This window comes from Gracilibacillus salinarum, from assembly GCF_022919575.1.
Classification (GTDB): domain Bacteria; phylum Bacillota; class Bacilli; order Bacillales; family Amphibacillaceae; genus Gracilibacillus; species Gracilibacillus salinarum.
Genome location: NZ_CP095071.1, coordinates 261,475 through 280,100 on the forward strand (window position 1 = coordinate 261,475; position 18,626 = coordinate 280,100).

The 18,626-nt window shown below is 39.0% G+C and carries 20 protein-coding genes; all 20 read left to right on the forward strand.

Annotation, left to right across the window (positions count from 1 at the left end):
- Positions 1–29: 29 nt before the first annotated feature.
- The 20 genes from sucD to flgG all read left to right on the forward strand — a co-directional run bounded on the left by sucD (position 30) and on the right by flgG (position 18,619).
- A complete protein-coding gene (gene sucD / locus MUN87_RS01260; protein WP_244745459.1) occupies positions 30–932 on the forward strand; it encodes a succinate--CoA ligase subunit alpha in 903 nt (300 codons plus the stop codon).
- Positions 933–993: 61 nt separating this feature from the next.
- The gene (dprA, locus tag MUN87_RS01265; RefSeq protein WP_244745471.1) at positions 994–1,887 is read left to right on the forward strand and encodes a DNA-processing protein DprA; all 894 of its coding nucleotides are present in this window, start codon (positions 994–996) and stop codon (positions 1,885–1,887) included.
- A gap of 276 nt (positions 1,888–2,163) precedes the next feature.
- A complete protein-coding gene (gene topA / locus MUN87_RS01270; protein ID WP_244745480.1) occupies positions 2,164–4,242 on the forward strand; it encodes a type I DNA topoisomerase in 2,079 nt (692 codons plus the stop codon).
- A 219-nt stretch (positions 4,243–4,461) separates the two neighbouring features.
- Positions 4,462–5,367 carry a tyrosine recombinase XerC gene (xerC, locus tag MUN87_RS01275; protein ID WP_244745488.1) on the forward strand — a complete coding sequence of 302 codons (906 nt, stop codon included), beginning with the start codon at positions 4,462–4,464 and terminating at the stop codon, positions 5,365–5,367.
- 11 nt (positions 5,368–5,378) lie between these two features.
- Positions 5,379–5,921 (forward strand): ATP-dependent protease subunit HslV, encoded by a 543-nt coding sequence (gene hslV, locus MUN87_RS01280; RefSeq protein ID WP_244745490.1) that lies wholly within the window; start codon positions 5,379–5,381, stop codon positions 5,919–5,921.
- Between the two features lie 15 nt (positions 5,922–5,936).
- Entirely contained in the window at positions 5,937–7,337 is a 1,401-nt protein-coding gene (gene hslU, locus MUN87_RS01285; RefSeq protein ID WP_244745498.1) for an ATP-dependent protease ATPase subunit HslU, read from the forward strand.
- Positions 7,338–7,358: 21 nt separating this feature from the next.
- The gene (codY, locus tag MUN87_RS01290) at positions 7,359–8,135 is read left to right on the forward strand and encodes a GTP-sensing pleiotropic transcriptional regulator CodY (protein ID WP_244745512.1); all 777 of its coding nucleotides are present in this window, start codon (positions 7,359–7,361) and stop codon (positions 8,133–8,135) included.
- A gap of 371 nt (positions 8,136–8,506) precedes the next feature.
- Positions 8,507–8,899 carry a flagellar basal body rod protein FlgB gene (gene flgB, locus MUN87_RS01295; protein WP_244745513.1) on the forward strand — a complete coding sequence of 131 codons (393 nt, stop codon included), beginning with the start codon at positions 8,507–8,509 and terminating at the stop codon, positions 8,897–8,899.
- A 2-nt stretch (positions 8,900–8,901) separates the two neighbouring features.
- The gene (gene flgC, locus MUN87_RS01300; protein WP_244745521.1) at positions 8,902–9,357 is read left to right on the forward strand and encodes a flagellar basal body rod protein FlgC; all 456 of its coding nucleotides are present in this window, start codon (positions 8,902–8,904) and stop codon (positions 9,355–9,357) included.
- A gap of 22 nt (positions 9,358–9,379) precedes the next feature.
- Complete coding sequence (gene fliE, locus MUN87_RS01305; protein WP_244745522.1) at positions 9,380–9,682, forward strand: flagellar hook-basal body complex protein FliE; 303 nt, start codon at positions 9,380–9,382, stop codon at positions 9,680–9,682.
- Positions 9,683–9,722: 40 nt separating this feature from the next.
- On the forward strand, positions 9,723–11,318 hold the full coding sequence (gene fliF, locus MUN87_RS01310) for a flagellar basal-body MS-ring/collar protein FliF (RefSeq protein ID WP_244745524.1): 1,596 nt from the start codon (positions 9,723–9,725) through the stop codon (positions 11,316–11,318).
- A 15-nt stretch (positions 11,319–11,333) separates the two neighbouring features.
- A complete protein-coding gene (gene fliG / locus MUN87_RS01315; protein WP_244745542.1) occupies positions 11,334–12,344 on the forward strand; it encodes a flagellar motor switch protein FliG in 1,011 nt (336 codons plus the stop codon).
- A complete protein-coding gene (fliH, locus tag MUN87_RS01320; protein ID WP_244745544.1) occupies positions 12,337–13,098 on the forward strand; it encodes a flagellar assembly protein FliH in 762 nt (253 codons plus the stop codon). Before fliG ends, fliH begins: the two co-directional genes overlap by 8 nt.
- The gene (fliI, locus tag MUN87_RS01325; RefSeq protein WP_244745552.1) at positions 13,073–14,389 is read left to right on the forward strand and encodes a flagellar protein export ATPase FliI; all 1,317 of its coding nucleotides are present in this window, start codon (positions 13,073–13,075) and stop codon (positions 14,387–14,389) included. The genes fliH and fliI overlap by 26 nt, the downstream gene beginning before the upstream one ends.
- Positions 14,389–14,835: a flagellar export protein FliJ gene (fliJ, locus tag MUN87_RS01330; protein ID WP_244745569.1), complete on the forward strand. Its 447-nt coding sequence runs from the start codon at positions 14,389–14,391 to the stop codon at positions 14,833–14,835. The genes fliI and fliJ overlap by 1 nt, the downstream gene beginning before the upstream one ends.
- Positions 14,792–15,424, forward strand: coding sequence for a MotE family protein (locus MUN87_RS01335; RefSeq protein ID WP_244745571.1), 633 nt, complete (start codon positions 14,792–14,794; stop codon positions 15,422–15,424). Before fliJ ends, MUN87_RS01335 begins: the two co-directional genes overlap by 44 nt.
- 33 nt (positions 15,425–15,457) lie before the next feature.
- Positions 15,458–16,765 carry a flagellar hook-length control protein FliK gene (locus MUN87_RS01340; RefSeq protein WP_244745584.1) on the forward strand — a complete coding sequence of 436 codons (1,308 nt, stop codon included), beginning with the start codon at positions 15,458–15,460 and terminating at the stop codon, positions 16,763–16,765.
- An 8-nt stretch (positions 16,766–16,773) separates the two neighbouring features.
- Positions 16,774–17,292, forward strand: a complete 519-nt coding sequence (flgD, locus tag MUN87_RS01345) for a flagellar hook assembly protein FlgD (RefSeq protein WP_244745592.1) — start codon at positions 16,774–16,776, stop codon at positions 17,290–17,292.
- A gap of 11 nt (positions 17,293–17,303) precedes the next feature.
- Positions 17,304–17,669, forward strand: a complete 366-nt coding sequence (locus tag MUN87_RS01350) for a TIGR02530 family flagellar biosynthesis protein (protein ID WP_244745594.1) — start codon at positions 17,304–17,306, stop codon at positions 17,667–17,669.
- A gap of 80 nt (positions 17,670–17,749) precedes the next feature.
- Positions 17,750–18,619 (forward strand): flagellar basal body rod protein FlgG, encoded by an 870-nt coding sequence (flgG, locus tag MUN87_RS01355; protein ID WP_244745596.1) that lies wholly within the window; start codon positions 17,750–17,752, stop codon positions 18,617–18,619.
- Positions 18,620–18,626: the final 7 nt, after the last annotated feature.

The window sequence follows — 18,626 nt, forward strand, 5'->3', positions numbered from 1 at the left end:
ATCTAGCGGAAAAGGGAGGATCCATTCACATGAGTGTTTTTATCAATAAAGATACAAAAGTGCTTGTTCAAGGTATTACTGGTTCAACAGCACTTTTCCATACGAAACAAATGATTGAATATGGTACAAAAATTGTTGGTGGGGTAACACCGAAAAAAGGCGGTACAGAAGTGGAAGGTGTACCTGTATTTAATACAGTTGCAGAAGCTGTTGATCAGACAGGTGCGAATGCATCCGTCATTTATGTACCTGCTCCATTTGCTGCAGATGCAATCTTCGAAGCAGTAGATGCTGAGTTGGACCTTGTAATTTGTATCACAGAGCATATTCCTGTAATGGATATGGTAAAAGTAAAACGTTATATGGAAGGTAAGAAAACAAGATTAGTAGGACCGAACTGTCCAGGTGTTATTACTCCAGAAGAATGTAAGATTGGTATTATGCCAGGTTACATTCATAAGAAAGGTCATATTGGTGTTGTTTCCCGCTCTGGTACCTTAACATATGAAGCTGTTCATCAGTTGTCTGAAAAAGGTTTTGGCCAATCTACAGCAGTTGGTATTGGTGGTGACCCAGTTAACGGAACGAATTTCATTGATTCGTTAAAAGCGTTTAACGAAGATCCGGATACAGAAGCTGTTATGATGATTGGTGAAATCGGTGGTACTGCGGAAGAAGAAGCTGCTGAATGGGTAAAAGCAAATATGACGAAACCTGTTGTAGGCTTTATTGGCGGTGCAACTGCACCTCCAGGAAAACGTATGGGCCATGCCGGTGCGATTATTTCTGGTGGAAAAGGGACAGCAGAAGAAAAAATCAAAACATTGAATGCATGTGGTATTGAAGTGGCGGAGACACCATCTGTTATGGGTGAAACGTTAATTAAAGTTTTAACAGATAAAGGTCTATATGACAAATGTAAAACACACTAAATAAGTTAAATAAGCTGAGATGTAAGTCTCAGCTTATTTACTATCTAAAGGATGGATGTATATGGATAAAAAAGAATGGCGCCTGATTCATTTGCACTATATCGTCGGTTCGAACCGGAGGCTCCTTGCACGCGTGATGCAGCATGATCCTGAATTAACACAACTCTATGATTGGGACAAACAAGATTGGAAATCTTTATTCAATCTAACCGATAAAAAAGCTTCAATTATTGTCGATTCATTGCATCTTGAAGCTGTGAAGCGAAAGATTGTCCAATTTTCAGAGGAATATCATATCCTGACCATTTTAAACGAACGTTATCCTGCTCATTTATTAAAGATTCCTGATCCTCCATTTGTCTTGTACTTACAAGGAAATCTAGATATTTTAAGTTATTCCCCCAATCTCAGTGTCATAGGTACACGTTTTCCTTCCCAAACAGCCCGATCGGTAATGAACACTATTTTGCCCCCACTGTTACAAGAAAATTTCCTATTTACAAGCGGTATGGCACTAGGTATAGATGGCTATGCACATGAAATCGCCTTGGCAAATCGTTGTCGAACCATTGCGGTATTAGGAAGTGGATTTTATCACATATATCCATCTCAACATCAACATTTATATCAACAAATTATTCAAGATAACCTAGTAATGACGGAATATCCGCCAGACAAACCGCCAAAAAAATATCATTTTCCAGAACGGAACCGCATTATTAGCGGGCTTAGTTTCGGAACGCTAGTAATCGAAGCAAAAGAAAAGAGTGGAAGTCTGATAACAGTCGATCAGGCATTAGAACAAGGAAAAGAGGTGTTTGCTGTTCCGGGAAATATTCTTTCTGACACAAGTGCAGGCTGCCATCAGCTGATCAAAGACGGCGCCAAATTAGTTCAAAAAAGTGAAGATATTCTAGAGGAATGGCATGCTAATCAACTCGCTGTTCAGACATAAATAAACTAAATTTATACATTTTTTCTACTGCTTTGATTGACAAACCCTAACAAAGTATTTAATAATAGGGAAGATTTATCATATCTGAAAGACGATGTTCAAAAAATGCGGGAATAATGTCCTTGAGCTTCCACAAAGCATGCTGTTTCTTTTATACGTATACATGCAAATGACGTGGAGTTTTGGATAATGCGCTTTTTGAACACGCTCTATAAAGAAAAAATATTGAATGAAATAATTTGAATTGATTTTGCCTCTCGGGAGGGTGTAACAATAATGGCACAATATCTAGTAATCGTTGAATCACCGGCAAAAGCCAAAACTATAGAAAGATATCTGGGAAAAAAATATAAAGTAAGAGCATCAATGGGCCATGTTCGTGATTTACCTAAAAGTCAAATGGGCGTACATGAGGAAGATAACTTTGAACCCAAATACATTACAATTAGAGGGAAAGGTCCCGTCTTAAAAGAATTAAAAACAGCTGCCAAAAAAGCAGATCAAGTATTTCTGGCAGCCGATCCGGATCGCGAAGGGGAAGCGATTGCCTGGCATTTAGCACATAGTTTAAACATTGAACTGGACTCCAAATGCCGCGTAGTATTTAATGAAATCACTAAAGATGCAGTAAAAGATTCATTTAAGCATCCGAGAACCATAAACATGGATTTGGTAGATGCGCAACAAGCGAGAAGAATTTTAGATAGATTAGTTGGTTATAATATTAGTCCGTTATTATGGCAAAAAGTCAAAAAAGGTTTAAGTGCGGGTCGTGTGCAGTCTGTGGCTGTTAAAATGATCATTGACCGCGAGAACGAAATTAAAAACTTTAAGCCTGAAGAGTATTGGAGTATTGAATCTAGCTTTAAAAAAGGCAGACAAAAATTCGAAGGCAGCTTTTATGGCCAAGGTGGCAAAAAGCAAGCACTGCATTCGAGAGAAGATGTCGATGCGATTTTAAATACGATGAAGGGAAAAGATTTTCTTGTTGATAAAGTAAATAAACGAGAAAGAAAACGGAATCCATCTCCGTCATTTACTACTTCCAGTTTACAGCAGGAAGCTGCAAGAAAATTAAATTTTAGAGCTCGAAAGACAATGATGGTTGCTCAGCAATTATATGAAGGAATTGACTTGGGTAAACGTGAAGGCGGTATTACCGGTTTAATTACCTATATGCGTACAGATTCGACGCGAATTTCGGATACGGCAAAAGCCCAGGCCAAGGATTTTATTACCAGTAATTATGGGAAGGAATTTAATGGATACAGCGCTAAATCTAAAAATGCAGAAGGAGCACAGGATGCCCATGAAGCAATTCGCCCAACCAATGCAATGCGTGATCCGGAATCCTTGAAAACCATTCTGTCAAGGGATCAATTTAAGCTCTATAAATTAATCTGGGAACGATTTATAGCAAGCCAAATGGCACCTGCTGTAATGGATACCATGACTGTCCATTTAACCAACCAGGGAGTGGAGTTCAGAGCAAATGGCTCAAAAATAAAATTTAAAGGGTTTATGAAAGTATATACGGAGAGCTCTGATGATCCTAATAAGCAAAAGGATAAATGGCTGCCCGAATTAAAAGAAGGCGAAACAGTTAATTCTGAAGAAATGAAGCCGCAACAGCATTTTACCCAGCCGCCACCCCGTTATACAGAAGCAAGATTGGTCAAAACAATGGAAGAGGAAGGTATTGGTCGTCCATCAACTTATGCCCCGACATTGGATACGATACAACGACGCGGTTATGTAGCTTTGGATAGCCGACGCTTTGTTCCGACTGAACTTGGTGAGATGGTCAATACGATTATGGAAGAGTTCTTCCCTGAGATTATTGATGTAGCATTTACGGTGAAGATGGAAGGCGATTTGGATGCGATCGAAGATGGAAAAACTAAATGGGTAAACATCATCGATCAATTTTATCAAGGCTTTAAAAAACGCCTTGAAACAGCGGATGAAGAAATGGAAAAAGTCGAGATTCGTGATGAACCAGCGGGAATTGATTGCGAGAAATGTGGTCATGAAATGGTTTATAAAATGGGAAGATACGGAAAATTCCTTGCTTGCTCGAACTTTCCTGACTGCCGTAATACGAAGCCAATCTTAAAAGAAATTGGTGTTAATTGTCCGAAATGTAAAGATGGAAACATCGTTGAAAGAAAATCAAAGAAAAGAAGAATCTTCTATGGCTGTGATAACTATCCCGATTGTGACTTTCTTTCTTGGGATAAGCCAGTAGGCAGAAGTTGTCCAAAATGTGATCAAATGCTAGTCGAGAAGAGATCGAAGAAAAAGGTTCAGGTCCAATGTTCATCATGTGATTATAAAGAAGAAGAACAAGGCTGACAGGAGTGGAGCTTGCTTGAAACACAGTAGGCTTCACTTTTTCTTTTCTATAAGGAAGCAATTAATGTTAAGATGAAAGAAAGGGTCACTATGGGATGGTTTAAAGCACTGTCAACAAGGGAAACAATGTAATATTGAAGAAAGTAGTGACAATTTTGCAAACATAATTGCAGACTCTATGCTATTGTGTTAATATTTTAACGCATTTAGAGGTGATCTATGAATTTTTATAAAAGCTGGTTATTGTATGTTGATTATTTAAAAATCGAAAAAAATGCAACAAAATTAACGATAGAAGCTTATGAACAGGATATATCCGTCTTTTTTACATTTTTAAAAGAACAAAGTCTTAGTTCTTTGCTTGATGTAGATTATGGTGTGATTCGTACTTTTTTAACTACATTATACTCACGTGATTTATCAAAAAGGTCAGTTAACAGGTATATTTCTTCCTTGCGCTCCTTTTATAAATTTTTAGTAAGAGAGCATATCGTTAAGGAGAATCCATTTGTACATTTACAATTACCTAAAGGTGACTATACTATTCCTGAGTTTATGTATCTCGAAGAAATCGATGTTTTGTTTGAATCGATCGATACATCGACTGCGTTAGGACAACGGAATATGGCGATCCTGGAATTGCTATACGGTACAGGTATCCGAGTCAGTGAATGTGTAAAGATTAGGGTAGAAGATATTGATTTTGAATTACAGACGATTTTTGTACAAGGAAAAGGGAATAAGGAAAGATATGTTCCTTTAGGAGGTTTCGCGATACGAGCTATTCAAACCTACTTATTAGAAAGTCGACATCAACTTATATCACAAAAGAGTCAGTCGGGAAATTATCTTTTTCTAAATGCGCGTGGTAATCCGTTAACAACAAGAGGTATCCGGATGATTATAAATAGCCTGGTGGAAGACTCCGCCATGACGTTACATATTCACCCCCATAAGTTGAGACATAGCTTCGCTACTCATTTACTTGATAATGGAGCGGATTTAAGGGCGGTACAAGAGCTGTTAGGACATGCTCACCTATCTTCTACGCAAATCTATACACACGTCTCAAAGGACCGCTTAAATCACGTATACAGGGGTACCCATCCACGAGCAAAACGATAGGAGGAATGAGAATGAGTACTTTTCATGCAACAACGATATTTGCTATACAGCACAATGGTAAGTCTGCGATGTGTGGTGACGGTCAGGTGACATTCGGCAATCAGGTAGTTATGAAGCACACAGCAAAGAAAGTAAGACGGTTATATCGTGACCAGGTATTAGCAGGTTTTGCTGGATCAGTTGCTGACGCATTTACGCTTTTTGAGAGCTTCGAGACCAAATTAGAAACACATGATGGAAATTTATCAAGAGCAGCCGTAGAATTGGCGAAAGACTGGCGAAATGATAAATACTTACGGAAGTTAGAAGCGATGCTGATAGTAATGAATAAGGATGAATTATTACTAGTATCAGGTACAGGTGAAGTCATCGAACCTGACGATGGAATCCTTGCGATTGGTTCGGGCGGACATTATGCACTTAGTGCCGGAAGAGCTTTGAAACGCCATGCCTCAGAAATGGAAGCGAAAGATATTGCAAGAGCATCTTTGGAAATTGCAGGTGAGATTTGTGTGTTTACCAACGATCAGTTAATTCTCGAAGAACTTGTATAAGGAAGGGTGAAGGACATGTCTATCGACTTTACACCAAAACAAATTGTAGAAAAATTAAATGAATACATAATTGGTCAGACAGATGCCAAAAAAGCAGTAGCAGTCGCTTTGCGGAATCGATATCGACGAATGCAGCTTCCGGAGGCATTACGTCATGAAATTGTACCGAAAAATATTTTGATGATTGGTCCAACTGGAGTTGGGAAGACAGAGGTTGCCAGGAGGTTAGCTAAATTAGTTGGTGCCCCTTTTATTAAAATTGAAGCTACGAAATATACAGAGGTCGGTTACGTTGGTCGTGATGTCGAATCAATGGTACGGGATCTTGTTGAAACGGCTGTTCGAATGGTAAAGGAAGAAGCAATGGCAGAGGTGCAGGATAAAGCGGAAAAACAAGCTAATAAACGAATAGTAGAATTGCTGGTTCCGTCGAAAAAGAAATCAAATAATTCAAAAAATCCATTTGACTTCTTTATGAATGCGAATCAAAATGAAGAGCAACAAGAAGCAAGTGATAGCTACTCGGAATCCGACAGTATTAGGCAACAACGGCAACAAACGAAAAAAATGCTGGAATTAGGAGAATTAGAAGATCGCATGGTAACCATTGAAGTCGAAGAACAATCGGCTAATATGTTTGATATGCTTCAAGGTTCAGGAATGGAACAAATGGGCATGAACATGCAAGATGCTTTTGGACAGCTATTTCCGAAAAAGAAGAAGAAACGTACATTGGCAGTAAAAGATGCTAGAAAAGTACTAACACAACAAGAAGCACAGAAATTAATAGATATGGATTACGTCACACAGCAAGCAGTCGAACGAGCGGAACAAACTGGTATTATATTCATCGATGAAATGGACAAGATTGCAGTGAAGCAAGAGCAATCAGCCAATGTCTCACGCGAAGGGGTACAACGTGACATTCTGCCAATCGTAGAAGGTTCATCGATTGTGACCAAGTACGGTCCGGTCAAAACTGATCATATGCTTTTCATTGCAGCAGGTGCTTTTCACATGGCAAAGCCTTCTGATTTGATTCCGGAGTTACAGGGACGTTTCCCCATTCGGGTTGAATTCGATAAATTGACTGTAGCAGATTTCAAACGAATATTGGAAGAACCGTCCAATGCTTTAATCAAGCAATATAAAGCATTGCTCGAGACAGAAGGCATTTCGATTACCTTCACAGAGGAAGCAATCAACCGGTTAGCAGAAATAGCTTATCAGGTTAATCAGGAAACGGATAATATCGGTGCGAGGAGATTACACACTATTTTAGAGAAGCTATTAGAGGAATTATCCTACGAAGCCTCAGACATAGGAATAGGAAATGTAGAAATTACAGAAAACTATGTAAATGAGAAATTAAAATCGATTGCGACGAACAAAGACTTAAGTCAATTTATTCTATAACAAATGGATGGTGAAATAAAGATGGAACTATTAGATAAAACAAGAAAAATTAATGCCATGCTCCAAAAGACAAAGGGGAAATCCGTTGACTTTACTGACATGTCCAAAACATTACGTGACGTGATCGGAGCCAATATTTTTATTGTCAGCAGAAAAGGGAAATTATTAGGATTTGCGATTAATCAGCAAATCGAAAATGAACGAATGAAGAAAATGCTGGAAGAACGGCAATTTCCGGAAACATATACCGATAATTTATTTAATATCACCGCTACAACTACAAATCTGGATATCGAAAGTGAATACACCGCATTTCCAGTAGAGAACTATGAGTTATTTCAGAGTGGTTTAACAACGATTGTGCCAATCATCGGTGGCGGACAACGTTTAGGTACATTGATCCTAAGTCGCTTGTCAGATAGTTTCAATGATGATGATTTGATTTTAGCAGAATATGGTGCAACGGTAGTCGGCATGGAAATCCTTCATGAAAAAACAGAAGAAATTGAAGAAGAGGCCCGTAGTAAAGCTGTCGTACAAATGGCAATCAGCTCGCTTTCATATAGTGAATTAGAAGCAATTGAGCATATCTTTGAAGAGTTAAATGGTATCGAAGGACTACTTGTGGCTAGTAAGATCGCGGACAGAGTCGGTATTACACGATCTGTTATTGTCAACGCACTTCGGAAGCTGGAGAGTGCTGGTGTAATTGAATCAAGATCGTTAGGGATGAAGGGTACTTATATTAAGGTATTGAATGATAAATTCTTACGTGAGTTAAAGCATTATCATATCTAAGCTAAATCCATTATTGGTGATAAATGTAAGAAGATGTAGTTCTTTTGTAATCAATTTAGGAGATCTATGTTAATTCTATGTAAATTAATAAGTAAAAAGTTCCTCACATTTGATTGTGAGGAACTTTTTTTATGTGAATTTTCTGTTATTTTATTACTAATAACCAATAATTCGATAGTCACGATTGGTGATTATTATACTGTGGAATCAAAATAAAAGTGATTCTTTTGAACTATTTTTGAAAAAATATTACACTACTTTAGTCAGAATATGACGATAAGTCATAGACACTTCACCTAAATTATTTTACAATATTCGATAGGAAATTCATTTTTATGACGGTTTATATTAAAAAAGTGGAGGATTTTTTTATGTCTTTATTTGGAGGAACTATCCAATCATTAGAGAATTCGTTGCAATATGCTTCAGTCAAAAACCAGACGATAGCCAATAATATCGCTAACGTCGATACTCCAAACTATAAAGCTAAAAGTGTACAATTCAACAATGTACTTAACGAAGAGTTGTCTAAAGGGTTTAAAACGACCAGGACGGATGCGAGACACCTTGATTTTTCGACAGAATCATCAGCTGTTCGTGTCACAACAAATACGGGTTCCACATATAACCACAATGGCAACAATGTTGATGTAGATAAAGAGATGACAGACTTGGCTAAGAATCAAATTTACTATCAGGCACTAGTTGATCGGATTAATGGAAAATTTTCCAGTTTACAAAGTGTTATTAGAGGAGGAAATTAACGATGTCAATTTTTAATGCGATTAATACAAGTGGCAGTGGTTTAACAGCCCAACGTCTTCGAATGGACACGATTTCCTCTAATATTGCTAACGCAGATACAACACGAGCTACCGTAAATGAGAATGGTGAATATGAACCATATCGAAGAAAGATGACGGTCTTTAGTTCCAAAGGGCAAAGCTTTTCTTCTGTCCTCAACCAGGCTACGGCAGGTTCGAGTAACACGGGTAGTGGGGTGAAAGTATCAGACATTGAAGAAGATGATGAGCCTTTTCAGCTAGTGTATAATCCGAATCATCCTGATGCGAATGATGATGGCTACGTTGAAGTGCCTAATGTGGATCCTTTGCAGGAAATGGTTGATATGATGAGTGCAACCAGGTCCTATGAAGCTAATGTCACAGCACTTAATGCATCCAAAACGATGCTGATGAAGGCACTGGAAATAGGTAAATAATATCGTGTAGGAGTGAAATCGCTTGAATATCTATTCATTAGAAAATATCCAATCTAACGCTATTCAAACATCAAAACAGTCAACGCAAACAGTTGGTCAGTCACATCAAAATTTTGCAGATAATTTAAAACAAGCAGTCGAAAGTATTAATCAGGCACAGGTAGAATCTGACGAAAAGACACAAGCGCTGGCAAGTGGTGAAATTGATGATTTGCATGATGTAATGATTACAGCACAAAAAGCAAGTATTATGTTGCAAACAGGTGTGCAAGTTCAGAAAAAAGTAGTCGATGCATACAACGAAGTGATGAGAATGCAAGTGTAACAAGAAGTAGTATGCAAGTAATGATTTTTGGGGGCAAAAAATGAACGAGAAATTGAAACAATACAAGGAAAAAGCGGTTAGCTTTTACAGTTCCATATCCAAAAAACAAAAAGGGCTACTTTTTGGTGTAATCGGTTTGTTGTTAGCGGCTGTCATATTAGCAACGTTCTGGACTTCTTCTCAAAATGGCATGGTATCGTTATACAGTGATTTGTCACTGCAAGAAGTCGGTCAAATTACCGAAGAATTGGATGCGCGTAGTGTAAATTACGAGATTACAGAATCCGGAACAGGTGTGAAAGTGCCTGAGTCTGCAGCAGATTCACTGCTAGTGGACCTTGCTGCTCAAGGAATACCTGATAGTGGCAGCATAGACTATTCATTTTTTGCAGAAAATAGTTCGTTCGGTGTGACGGATAATGAATTCGAAGTAATGAAACTTGACGCTATGCAAACGGAATTAGCTAATTTAATCACACAGATAGAAGGAATAGATGGGGCAGAAGTGAAGTTGAACATTCCGGAAGATCCGGTGTTTATCAGCGATCAACAAGAGGCTTCTTCTGCATCTATTGTCATACAGACAGCTGCTGGCTATCAATTCGAACCAAGTGAGATTAATGCATTATATAATTTAGTATCAAAATCAGTACCGAATCTCTCTAATGATAATATCGTCATTATGAACCAACATTTTGAGTATTTTGATTTAAATAATGAAAATTCATTTGATAATAGCAATACATATACATCGCAACAGCAAATCAAAACAAATATTGAATCGGATATTGAGCGTAATGTAAAGAAAATGCTCGGATCGATGATCGGAATGAACAAAGTAGCTATATCTGTTACGACGGATATTGATTTCACACAAGAGCAAAGAGTAGAAGAAATTGTGGAACCAGTTGATGAAGAAAATGACTCCTTACCTGTCAGTGTCGAAACGATTACGGAATCGTTCACTGGTGCACAGCCTGAAGACAGTGCTGCTGGTGTAGAAGATGGTGAAATTGCCAATTATCCAGCTGATACAGAAGGAAATGTCGGCGATTATGAATTGGTGAAGGAATCAGTAAATAATGAATTTAACCGGATTAAGAAAGATATCGTTGAAAGTCCTTATAAAGTTAGAGATCTAGGTATTCAAGTAGCGATCGATAATTCAAGGCTGAATGAAAATGGTGAAACAGAATTGCTTTCTGCACAGGAGCAGGCGAACGTTGAAGAAAGTGTCGCTTCTATATTGGATTCTATTATCGCAACTTCGATAGATAAATCTTATGGTGAAGTAACGCCAAATGAAAAAGTCTCTATCGTTTTTCAACCATTTGAGGGAACGGATACGATTTCCACTCCTGCTGTTACGCCAGCAATACCGATGTGGGTGTACATAGTGGGTGGTTTGTTAATCTTAGCGATTATCGTACTTATTTGGATGCTTCGAAGAAATCGAACAGAAGAGGATATTATAGAAGAAATGGAAACGACGAGTTATGAAGAGCAGGAGATCCCGCCAATTATGCAAGCTGAGGATTCCGATAATACCGTAAGACGGAAGCAATTAGAGAAATACGCAGCAGATAAACCTGAAGAATTTGCCAAACTGTTGCGCAGTTGGATTTCAGAGGATTAAAGGGGGTTAGTAACAATGGCAAAAAGACAAATATTAACAGGTAAACAGAAAGCAGCTATTTTATTAATCTCTCTAGGTCCTGATGTTTCTGCTCAAGTATATAAACATCTGACGCCGGAAGAAATTGAAAAGTTAACGTTGGAAATTTCGTCTGTAAAGAAAGTGGATGGCAATCAAAAGGAAGAAATACTCGAACAATTTCACGAAATCGCAATGGCGCAGGATTATATTTCTCAAGGAGGAATCAGTTACGCAAAGACTGTTTTAGAAAAAGCATTAGGAGAGGAAAAAGCAGATGATATTATTAAGCGATTAACCTCTTCCTTGCAAGTGAAACCATTTGATTTTGCCAGAAAAGCTGAGCCAGGACAAATCATTAATTTTATTCAAAACGAGCACCCGCAAACGATTGCGCTTGTCTTATCTTATCTGGATTCGGAACAATCTGCACAAATTTTATCAGAATTACCGCAAGAGATGCAGGCAGATATTGCAAAACGAATTGCAGTTATGGACTCAACCTCGCCCGAAATTATAGCAGAAGTCGAACAGATATTGGAACGAAAGCTGTCTACTACTGTATCACAGGATTATACACAGACTGGTGGTATTCAATCTGTAGTGGAAGTACTGAATGGTGTCGATCGAAGTACTGAACGAACAATCCTGGATACGTTGGAAATTGATGATCCTGAGTTAGCAGATGAGATTAAGAAACGGATGTTTGTATTTGAAGATATCGTGACATTAGATAACAGAGCGATTCAGCGGGTTATCCGGGAAGTCGAGAATGATGATCTGCGATTATCGCTTAAAGTGGCAAGTGACGAAGTGAAAGAAATTGTCTTTAATAATATGTCCACTCGAATGGTAGAGACGTTTAAAGAAGAGATGGAATTCATGGGACCTGTACGATTACGTGATGTAGAAGAAGCACAATCACGAATTGTTGCAGTGATCAGACGACTGGAGGAAGTTGGCGAAATTGTCATTGCCAGAGGTGGAGGAGATGATATTATTGTCTAATTATTCTTTGCCGAAGAGACAAATCCAGCTGCGTAAAGTCGAGTCACCAGCTGCACGTTCAGAACAAAAAGAGGTTATGACTGAAAAAGAAACGATCACTCAACAAATAGCAGATGCAAAACACCAGTTGAATGATACATTACAGCACACGGAACGGCTAAAGCTGACAGCACAGCAAGAAATCGACAAACTCCGAAACGACTGGGAAGAAGAACGTCAACAGTACATAGAACAGGCGCAACAAGAAGGGTATCAACAAGGGTTTCAGCAAGGAAAACAGGATAGTACGACGCAATTTCAGTCCCTAATTAATCAGGCGGAAGATGTATTGCGGACTGCTAATAAGGAATATCATAAAATTGTTGCAGAAAGTGATGAGACCATTTTGCATTTGTCGCTGGCAGTAGCAGAGAAAGTGATTCAACAATCTCTGGAAGAAGACCGTGCGAAATTCGTTGGAATCGCAAAGTCGCTAATGGATCAGGTCAAAGAGCATCCTGCTGTGACATTATTTGTCTCTGCACAATATTATCCTGTCATACAAGAATACAAAGAAGAATTAAATGCTATTTTGATTAAAGATATCGAGTTTATGATTTATCCATCTTCTATATTAGCTGGTGAACAAATCATGATTGAGACACCTTTCGGCAAAATAGACGCTTCTGTAGATACCCAACTGGAAGAAATAAGAAATCAGCTTTCGTATGTTGTGGAGGAGATCACACGTGAATACACAAATGATATTGAATGAAATTCAACATTTGGATCCGTATAAACGATATGGAAAAGTCGATCGTGTGGTTGGACTCCTTATCGAATCGAAAGGTCCAGAAGCAAGAATTGGTGAAGTATGCTATATCCATACCAAGAAAAAAGACGAAAAAATTAAGGCAGAGGTTATTGGATTCTACGATGAGAAGGTTTTGCTAATGCCTTATTCATCCCTTCACAATATTGGTGCAGGCTGTTTGGTAGAAGCAACGAAAAATGCATTGCAGATTAAAATAGGCAGAGGTCTGATTGGCAAAGTTCTTGATTCAACTGGTCATATGTTAGATGGGTCGCATCTGCCCAAAGGGTTGAAATTATTCCCGACGGAACAAGCGCCGCCCAATCCCCTTCAACGTCCGAGAATCAAATCTCCGTTACAAATTGGGGTCAAAGCAATTGATGCCATGTTGACTGTCGGCAAAGGACAACGGGTCGGCATTTTCGCAGGAAGTGGCGTTGGAAAGAGTACATTGCTCGGTATGATTGCCCGTAACAGTAGTGCAGATATTAATGTAATTGCGCTGATCGGTGAACGTGGGAGAGAAGTGAAAGAATTTATTGAGCGAGATTTAGGTCCAGAGGGTTTAAAAAAATCGATAGTAGTTGTGGCCACCTCTGATCAATCGGCACTAATGCGAATTAAAGGAGCTTATACGGCAACTGCTATTAGTGAATATTTTCGTGATTTAGGCTATGAAGTGAATTTAATGATGGATTCGGTAACAAGGGTAGCCATGGCTCAACGAGAGATTGGACTGGCGATTGGTGAACCGCCTACCACAAAAGGATACACACCCTCGGTATTTGCTATGTTACCTTCATTATTAGAACGCACAGGTACGAGTATGAACGGGTCTATTACAGCTTTTTATACCGTGCTGGTAGACGGAGATGATTTTAATGAACCAATCGCAGATACGACGAGAGGGATTTTAGACGGTCACTTTATACTGGATCGAAGTCTAGCTGAAAAAGGGCAATTCCCTGCGATCAATGTACTTAAATCTGTCAGCAGAGTCATGCCGCAAATCATTCCCAAAGAAAGACTGGATGTAGTCCAAAAAATTCGCACACTTCTTGCCAGGTATGAAGACAACGAAGAGCTGATTCAGATTGGTGCCTACAAAAGGGGATCGAATCCGGTTGTCGATCAAGCGATTCAGTTACAACCTAGCATATTAAACATATTGAAACAGGATATGGATGATAAATGTGATGATGAGACTGCTATTACGCAATTAGAAGAGATTGCCAGAAGGAGCCATTCCTAATGAAACAACATGTGGGTTACGAAAAGATAAAAATGCTGAGAGAAAACGAGAAACAAGAAGCTCAGAAGAAATTACAAGAAGCGGTCGCAGCTTTCGAAAAACAAGCAGAACTATTATATGAATTATTACAGAAGAAAGAAAGAATCGAAGCACAATACGTAACATCACTCTCAGATCGATCTCAAATTGATCAGTTACAATCTTATCAGCAATACCTGGACTTTTTAGCTCCTAATATTTTATCGGTGCAACGTAAGGTGGATAAGGCGAGAAAGGAAATGAATGAACAGCAGGAGCAAGTAACTGTACGCTACATGGAAGTGAAAAAGATGGATCATTTGATCGAGCATAAGCAATTGGAATTTCAACAATTCGAACAGCACAAGGAAGCAATGATGATGGATGAAATCTCCATCCGTCAGTATACAGAAAGTAGGGGCAGGTGAAAAGATGGCCACTAATCCAATGAAAACGAAAGAAAAAAAACCAGGGCTGTTTCAATGGTTAATTGTCATTGTAGTATCCTTACTTTTTGCTGTAATCGTTACTTTCGTCATTCTGTTCGCGATGGATGTCAACGTCGCAAAATTCACGAAAGATACAGTCAATAAAATTCCTTTCATGGAAGACACCGTAACTACAGATCAAGAAGAGCTACACCAAAATCAACTATCGGCTAAAGATGATACCATCACCCAGTTAGAAGAACAGATGGAAGGGCTTGAAGCAGAGGTCCAGACAAAGACGGATACGATAGAGGAGTTAGAAGCAACCGTTAGTTCGTTAAATGAACAGCTCAGTCAAACAAGCGATGAAAATGAAACAGAAGATAATGATAATCAAGCTTTCCAGGAAATGTCCGTCACGTTTGAGGAAATGAAATCGAAGAATGCAGCTGACATTTTAGCAAATATGGAGCAAGCAACTGTTATTCCGATATTGGAGCAGCTAGATGCGGAAGTTCGAGCGGAAATACTTTCTGAAATGGAAGCTGAGACGGCAGCAGCTTACTCAGCGGAACTTCTTGCACAGTAATTTCTCCGGATCGAATTGAAGGGAGGTGAAAAATTGAATGTCTCGCAAATTCTAAAGGCTCCATTGCAACAAACTGTTGTATCAGCCCCCGCCACAAACAAGCTGCAGGAATCAGGGGATTTTCGAAAGTTACTAACCGGTGCTCAGTATGATTCGGAATCATTGTCAGAGACGGGACAAAATCTCAATCAACCATTACTGGATTTACTTCAACAATTAAACGATCAAGAAGTATTACCAGATAATCTTTTGGATGATGTAGACAATCCGTCGACATTCGATCAGGCTGAGCTGGAAGAACTGTTGAATAAACTCATGCAACAAATCGATAAAGGGGAAGTTGCAACAGAAAATCTAGCACTCTTGCAAACAATGGAGCAGCTGATTCAATCGATGCCATCTGAAGGGAAAATGACGGGAACAGCAGAAACATCCATACCATATTCGGTTTCTCAGTTGCTGCAAAGCCCAGATCACCAAGCGCGCTTAGAGAGTATTGTAAAATCTACCGAACAAATGTTGGCTCAATTACAAAAACAATCATTAACAAGTCAAGATTATAGACAGCTAAGCGATTTGTTAAAACAATGGTCAAATCAGGATCAATCGACCCAAAGTAACCTGACAGCCATGCTAAAAAAAGACGAATCGAGCGAGTCTGTTCAAGTTTGGGACAAACTGTTGAAAAATTTTCAGAATCGTCAAGGGATAAACAAACATTATGGGCAAGTTCAACAGGTGACACAGCATGATCTTGCGAAATGGATACAAAATGCAATCGAGCAGTATGAAGGCACAATGAAACAAGAAGTGTCAACAACCAGAGTGGATTTGCAAGCTTCATCTCCAATGGTTAGTTCCAAGGTACAGCAATATGTCATTCATGTGCAGCAAACAGGTGATGATCAGCAAGTAGCACAGAAGCAATTACTCGATCAATTTCAGCAAGCTATTCAGAAAAGTAATTTTATGAAACTGCCCAATGGTACGAATCAATTGATGCTGAGACTGCAACCTGAATCATTGGGGGATGTAACGGTTCGACTCACACAAGTAAATGGTGAAATGGTAGTCAAAATGATCGTAGCGTCTCAAAGTGCCAAAGACTTGCTTGAAGGGAACTTGCACCAATTGCGTCACATGTTTTCACCTAATCAGGTTGTCATCGAACGACAGGATACGGTGACATCAAGCACTGAGTCTACATGGTCACAAGAACAGGAACAGTCAAATGAAGATGGTCAAGAGCAAGATACTAACAGTCAGAATCAGGAGTCCCATGAAAATGATGAACGAGATTCACTCAATTTTAAGGATTTATTAATGGATGCGAAAGTGTAGGTGAAAAAATGACAAATATTGATTCCAATTATTATTTATCTAACCAGACACAAACACGAACCACGAGTTCCAGTTTGGGAAAAGATGAATTCTTGAGAATTTTAATGACACAGCTGCAAAATCAGGATCCGCTAAATCCAATGGAAGATAAGGAGTTTATATCGCAAATGGCTACTTTTTCTTCGTTGGAGCAAATGATGAATATGTCTAGTGCAATAGAGTCTTTGGTGATAAATCAATCTGTTTCACCTGTGATTCAATATAGCCATTTAATTGGAGAAGAAGTGGAGTATTACCGTATAGATGAAGAAACAGGAGAAATAGCAGAGCCGAAAGAAATCGTAACTAGTCAAGTCGTGGCAATTTCAGAACAACAAGGTTTTGCCGTAATAGAGCTTGATAATGGCCAGAAAATTTATACAGATGAAATTCTACGTATTTCACAGGCTGGCACAGAAAATGACAGTGATACGGAAACTGATACTGATACAGAAGATGAAACCGATACTGATCAGACCGAAGTGTAGGGAGGGATTCTATGGTCAACAGGATTCATGCATTTCATCCCACGATTTTACCTGGAAGTAAGAAAAATACGCCAACCACACCTGCAACGGTTTCATTTAAGGATGTTTTGTCCCAACAGCATTCGATGCAAATTAGCAAGCATGCTCGTGATCGCATGCACGCACGAAATATTGAAGTCTCAAATGAACAATGGACCAAAATCGAAAGTAAGTTACAAGAAGCAAACCAAAAAGGTGTAAAAGAATCGCTCGTCATCACGGATGAGGCAGCTTTTGTAGTCAATGCGAGTAACAAGACAGTGATCACTGCTATGGAAAAAGCAGAGTTGAAAAGCAAGATTTTTACGAATATAAACGGCACGATCATAATGGAATAAGCTGGACTCAATGAAGAGAGGCTTAATCGTCGCGGACCGACAGAAGTGACGTCAACTAAACATTAAAAAGGAGTTTTATCATGCTAAGATCAATGTATTCAGGCATTTCAGGTTTAAAAGGTTTCCAAACAAAACTGGATGTTATCGGTAATAACATCGCGAATGTGAACACAACTGGTTATAAGAAAGGTCGTGTTACGTTTCAGGATATGATGAGTCAATCGGTATCAGGTGCAAGCGGTCCGACAAATATAAGAGGTGGGATCAACCCATCCCAAGTAGGGACAGGGGTGCAGCTAGGGTCAATTGACAATGTGCATACACAAGGTAACCGCCAGACAACGGGCCGTCCATTAGATTTACAGCTTGAAGGTGACGGAATGTTCGTTTTTGCAACCGGTGAGAACGTGGATGGTGCTAACACAGAGGAAATGGATATTAGTTATTCAAGAGCCGGAAATCTATATCTTGATAACGAAGGTTACATCGTAAATGCAAATGGTCAATATTTACTAGGTCAAAATGGAACAGATGCAGATGGTAATCCGATTGAAGGTAACTCCAGAATCAAAATTCCTGATACGGCAGAGAGCTTCAGTATTCAAAGTAACGGTGTAGTCAACTACATTGAGAATGGTGAGACACAAGAGGCTGGTCAAATTCTTGTTGCAAAGTTTTCTAACCCAGGCGGTTTAAATAAATCAGGTTCTAACATGTTCCAAAATTCGGTGAACGCTGGAAGAATGGAAGATGCTGAAGGGAATTTCCTTTTTGAACCGGAATCTGACGGTACAGCCTCCATCGTATCTGGTGCGCTGGAAATGTCTAACGTGGATTTGTCAGAAGAATTTACTGAAATGATTACTGCACAGCGTGGTTTTCAGGCAAATACTCGAATTATTACGACTTCTGATGAAATATTACAAGAATTAGTAAATCTAAAACGATAAAAAGGGA

Excerpts from the sequence above, each read along its gene's own strand:
- sucD (WP_244745459.1), top strand. The coding sequence starts at position 30 with ATGAGTGTTTTTATCAATAAAGATACAAAAGTGCTTGTTCAAGGTATT.
- dprA (WP_244745471.1), top strand. The coding sequence starts at position 994 with ATGGATAAAAAAGAATGGCGCCTGATTCATTTGCACTATATCGTCGGT.
- topA (WP_244745480.1), top strand. The coding sequence starts at position 2,164 with ATGGCACAATATCTAGTAATCGTTGAATCACCGGCAAAAGCCAAAACT.
- xerC (WP_244745488.1), top strand. The coding sequence starts at position 4,462 with ATGAATTTTTATAAAAGCTGGTTATTGTATGTTGATTATTTAAAAATC.
- hslV (WP_244745490.1), top strand. The coding sequence starts at position 5,379 with ATGAGTACTTTTCATGCAACAACGATATTTGCTATACAGCACAATGGT.
- hslU (WP_244745498.1), top strand. The coding sequence starts at position 5,937 with ATGTCTATCGACTTTACACCAAAACAAATTGTAGAAAAATTAAATGAA.
- codY (WP_244745512.1), top strand. The coding sequence starts at position 7,359 with ATGGAACTATTAGATAAAACAAGAAAAATTAATGCCATGCTCCAAAAG.
- flgB (WP_244745513.1), top strand. The coding sequence starts at position 8,507 with ATGTCTTTATTTGGAGGAACTATCCAATCATTAGAGAATTCGTTGCAA.
- flgC (WP_244745521.1), top strand. The coding sequence starts at position 8,902 with ATGTCAATTTTTAATGCGATTAATACAAGTGGCAGTGGTTTAACAGCC.
- fliF (WP_244745524.1), top strand. The coding sequence starts at position 9,723 with ATGAACGAGAAATTGAAACAATACAAGGAAAAAGCGGTTAGCTTTTAC.
- fliG (WP_244745542.1), top strand. The coding sequence starts at position 11,334 with ATGGCAAAAAGACAAATATTAACAGGTAAACAGAAAGCAGCTATTTTA.
- fliJ (WP_244745569.1), top strand. The coding sequence starts at position 14,389 with ATGAAACAACATGTGGGTTACGAAAAGATAAAAATGCTGAGAGAAAAC.
- MUN87_RS01335 (WP_244745571.1), top strand. The coding sequence starts at position 14,792 with ATGAAATCTCCATCCGTCAGTATACAGAAAGTAGGGGCAGGTGAAAAG.
- flgD (WP_244745592.1), top strand. The coding sequence starts at position 16,774 with ATGACAAATATTGATTCCAATTATTATTTATCTAACCAGACACAAACA.
- MUN87_RS01350 (WP_244745594.1), top strand. The coding sequence starts at position 17,304 with ATGGTCAACAGGATTCATGCATTTCATCCCACGATTTTACCTGGAAGT.
- flgG (WP_244745596.1), top strand. The coding sequence starts at position 17,750 with ATGCTAAGATCAATGTATTCAGGCATTTCAGGTTTAAAAGGTTTCCAA.